The sequence below is a fragment of the Streptomyces bobili genome (genome assembly GCF_002154575.1).
GTDB classification, from domain to species: domain Bacteria; phylum Actinomycetota; class Actinomycetes; order Streptomycetales; family Streptomycetaceae; genus Streptomyces; species Streptomyces bobili.
In genome coordinates this window covers 618-4,454 of record NZ_MUBA01000668.1, presented here as the reverse complement: position 1 = coordinate 4,454, position 3,837 = coordinate 618, and the positions used below count along the sequence as shown (strand labels likewise).

Annotated in this window: 2 protein-coding genes and 1 pseudogene; all 3 read left to right on the top strand. The window is 70.5% G+C overall.

What is annotated here, in order from left to right:
* Positions 1-61 precede the first annotated feature (61 nt).
* The 3 genes and pseudogenes from BZL64_RS35895 to BZL64_RS35885 all read left to right on the top strand — a co-directional run bounded on the left by BZL64_RS35895 (position 62) and on the right by BZL64_RS35885 (position 3,718).
* Positions 62-1,229, top strand: a pseudogene (locus tag BZL64_RS35895) (low temperature requirement protein A).
* 61 nt (positions 1,230-1,290) lie between these two features.
* Positions 1,291-2,349, top strand: coding sequence for a P1 family peptidase (locus tag BZL64_RS35890; protein ID WP_208639592.1), 1,059 nt, complete (start codon positions 1,291-1,293; stop codon positions 2,347-2,349).
* 148 nt (positions 2,350-2,497) lie between these two features.
* Complete coding sequence (locus tag BZL64_RS35885; RefSeq protein WP_086773228.1) at positions 2,498-3,718, top strand: L,D-transpeptidase; 1,221 nt, start codon at positions 2,498-2,500, stop codon at positions 3,716-3,718.
* Positions 3,719-3,837: the final 119 nt, after the last annotated feature.

Here is a 3,837-nt window from a genome sequence, read left to right as displayed (position 1 = left end):
CTCCTCCCCTTCCCCCTCCTCGCCCACTCCCGCCTCCGGCACGCCGGCGCACGCGAAGCCGCTGCGCAGGCTCACCGCACGGGGGCGGGGCGAGGCCCACCGCGCCGCCTCCCCGCTCGAGCTGTTCTTCGATCTCTGTTTCGTCGTGGCCATCGCCCAGGCGGGCATGCAGCTGGTGCACTCCGTGGCGGAGTCCCACACGGGGGAGGGCATCCTCAACTACGCGATGGTCTTCTTCGCGATCTGGTGGGCCTGGATGAACTTCACCTGGTTCGCCTCGGCGTACGACAACGACGACGTCCTCTACCGGGTCGTCACCCTCATACAGATCGCCGGTGTCCTGGTCCTGGCCGCCGGGGTGTCCCAGGCGTTCGAGGATCATGACTTCCTGGCCGTCGTGGTGGGCTATGTGATCATGCGGCTGGCCCTGACCGCGCAGTGGCTGCGCGTCGCGAGGTCGACCGAGGGCCCGGAGAGAGCGATGGCCCTGCGGTACGCCGGGGGCGTGGCCCTCTGCCAGATCGGCTGGCTGGGGCTGCTGTTCCTGCCCGACGGCGGCAAGCCCTGGCTGTTCCTGGGGATGGCGCTGCTGGAGATGTGCGTTCCCGTGTACGCGGAGAAGGACCACCCGACGTCCTGGCACCCGCACCACATCGCCGAGCNNCACGATCATCGTGCTCGGCGAGACGATCGCCGCTGCCACGATCGCCGTGAAGGTCGGCATGGAAGAGAACGACGCGCTGGACGAACTCCTCCCGATCGCCGCGGGCGGGCTGCTGATCATCTTCTCCGCGTGGTGGATCTACTTCGTGGTGCCCATCCACGGCCGGCTGCGTTCCAGCAAGGAGGCCTTCCAGTGGGGCTACGGCCACTATCTCGTCTTCGCCTCGGCCGCCGCGATCGGCGCGGGCCTGGAGGTGGCGGTGGAGCAGACGGTCGGCGAGGCGCACGTGTCGACGCTCACGGCGTCGGCGGCGGTGACCCTGCCGACGGCGCTGTATCTGCTGACCGTCTGGGCGTTGCACTCCCGCCACTTCAAGGTGGGCCTCGCCCAGCAGGCGGTCCTGCCGGTCACCGCCCTGCTGGTGATCTGCTGCACCTTCCTCGGTGACTGGGCGGTCCTCGCCGCGGGCCTGGTGTCGGCGCTGGCGGTGGCCACCGGGACGACCCTGACGGCACGGATGGCCGCCCGGGAGCAGGGGCCGCGCAGTACGACGCAGACGGTGTGAGGACGGCGATGGGCGTGTGTGACAGCCGTGCCGCCGGACGGGGCGGGTCAGACTGGGGTGCATGACAGTTGACGCTCTGACAGTCGGTGCTCTGACGGATGTCGCGGGGATGCGGGTGGGCCATGCCTCTCGCAGCGGTGACGGGTGGCTGACCGGTACCACGGTCGTCCTCGCGCCGGAGGGCGGGGCCGTGGCCGCCGTGGACGTGCGCGGCGGTGGCCCCGGCACCAAGGAGACCGACGCCCTCGACCCGCGCAATGTCGTGCAGCGTGTGGACGCGGTCGTGCTGACCGGCGGCAGCGCCTACGGACTCGACGCGGCGTCCGGCGTGATGGCCTGGCTGGAGGAGCGCGGGCGTGGGGTGCCGGTCGGCGTCGACCCGGCGCACGTGGTGCCGGTGGTGCCCGCCGCCTGTGTCTTCGACCTGGGGCGGGGCGGCGACTTCCGGGCCCGCCCGGACGCCTCGTTCGGCCGGGCCGCGGTGGAGGCCGCCGCGGCGAGCGCACCCGGTGCCCGGGTACCGGAGGGGTGTGTGGGCGCCGGGACGGGTGCCGCGGTCGGGGCGATGAAGGGCGGGGTCGGTACGGCGGCGATCGTGCTCGACTCGGGCATCACCGTGGCCGCGCTGGTGGTGGCCAACGCGGCGGGCTCGGTCATGGACCCGGAAACGGGCGTGCTGTACGGGGAGTTGTTCCAGGGGCGGGTGGAGTATCCGCAGGAGCGGGTGCACGAGGCCGCCCGCCGGCGCCTCGCGGAGAGCGCGGCGGCGAGCGCGCCCCCGCCGCTGAACACGACCCTCGCGGTGGTCGCGACCGACGCCGACCTCACGAAGGCGCAGGCGCAGAAGCTGGCGGGCACGGCTCACGACGGCATCGCCCGAGCCGTACGGCCGGTGCATCTGCTGCATGACGGGGACACGGTGTTCGCGCTGGCGACGGGTGCGCGTCCGCTCGGCACCGGGCCTGCCGGCGCCACGCATCCGCTCGCCCTCAACGACGTCCTCGCGGCGGGCGCTGACATGGTGACGCGGGCGATCGTGCGGGCGGTGCGGGCCGCCGAGTCGGTGACGGAGGCCGGCGGGACATGGCCGTCGTACGAGGAGTTGTACGGGATCCGGTAGCCAAGTCGCCCCAAGAGGCGGGTCATTGTCTTGGTTCTGTCACGCGATGGGTTCAGCGGCGGACGGCGGGAACCCCGGCGGTCGTGGTGGTCCTCTTCTCCCCCGTACGGGAACGGATCACGCACTACACACGAAGCTGGAGCAGCCCGTGACAACGCCGAACAAAACAGCGCGGCGCACACTGGGGGCCTGTGCCGCCCTGGTGGTCGGCGCCCTCACCCTGACCGCCTGCGGCGGCAGCGCCAACGCCGAGGACAAGAACGGCAAGGGTGGCGGGGACTCCGCCGGGGCGAGGACCGCGAAGATCCTCATCTCGGCCGAGGACGGATCGACGGGGGCGTCGATCAACAGCACGGGCGTGAAGGTGAGTGACGGCCGGCTGACCACCGTGAAGATGACGGTGGCCGGGACGGAGCAGTTCGTGGCGGGCTCACTGGCGGCGGACGGCAGCAGCTGGAAGCCGAAGGAGCAGTTGGAGCGCGGGACGAAGTACGAGATATCGGCGACCGCGATGGGCGGGAACGGCCGGACGGTGGTGGCCGATTCGGTCTTCACGACGGTGTCCTCGGCGAACAGCTTCATCGGGACGTACACGCCGGACAACGGCACGACGGTCGGTGTCGGGATGCCGGTGTCGTTCACCTTCGACAAGGCCATCGAGGACAAGAAGGCCGTCCAGTCGCACATCACGGTGTCGTCCAGCAGCGGGCAGAAGGTGGTCGGGCACTGGTTCGGGTCGCAGCGGCTCGACTTCCGGCCGGAGGAGTACTGGAAGGCCGGCTCCAAGGTCACGATGAAGATCGACCTGGACGGCGTGAAGGGTGCCAACGGCGCCCACGGTGTGCAGAAGAAGACGGTCACCTTCACCGTCGGGCGCTCGCAGGTCTCCACGGTCGACGTCGGCACCCAGACCATGTCGGTGGTGCGGGACGGGGCGCCGCTGAAGTCGGTCCCGATCTCCTCGGGCAGCGCCCAGCACACGACGTACAACGGCCAGATGGTGATCACGGAGAAGTTCACGCAGACGCGGATGAACAGCCGGACGGTCGGTCTGGGCGGCGAGTACGACATCCCGGACGTGCCGCACGCGATGCGGCTGACGCAGTCCGGGACCTTCATCCACGGTAACTACTGGTACAACAAGGGCAATCCGCCCTTCGGCCGGGAGGGCACCAGTCACGGCTGCGTCGGACTCGCGGACGCGCGGGGCGCCCAGGGCGACACCCCCGCCAAGTGGTTCTACGACAACTCGCTGGTCGGTGACGTGGTGATCGTCAAGAACTCCCCGGACAAGACGGTCGCCCCCGACAACGGCCTCAACGGGTGGAACCTGGGGTGGAGCGAATGGATCGCGGGGAGCGCGGTCTGATCCGTCCGAGCGCCTCCCGTTCCGGCGGGAGACGCCTCTGACCGGCAGTTTCTGACAGATCATCGGGCCGCGCGGGAACTTCTCGCGCGGCTTCCGCGTTCTCCCGGCGTACGTTTTCT

Excerpts from the sequence above, each read along its gene's own strand:
- BZL64_RS35890 (WP_208639592.1), top strand. The coding sequence starts at position 1,291 with ATGACAGTTGACGCTCTGACAGTCGGTGCTCTGACGGATGTCGCGGGG.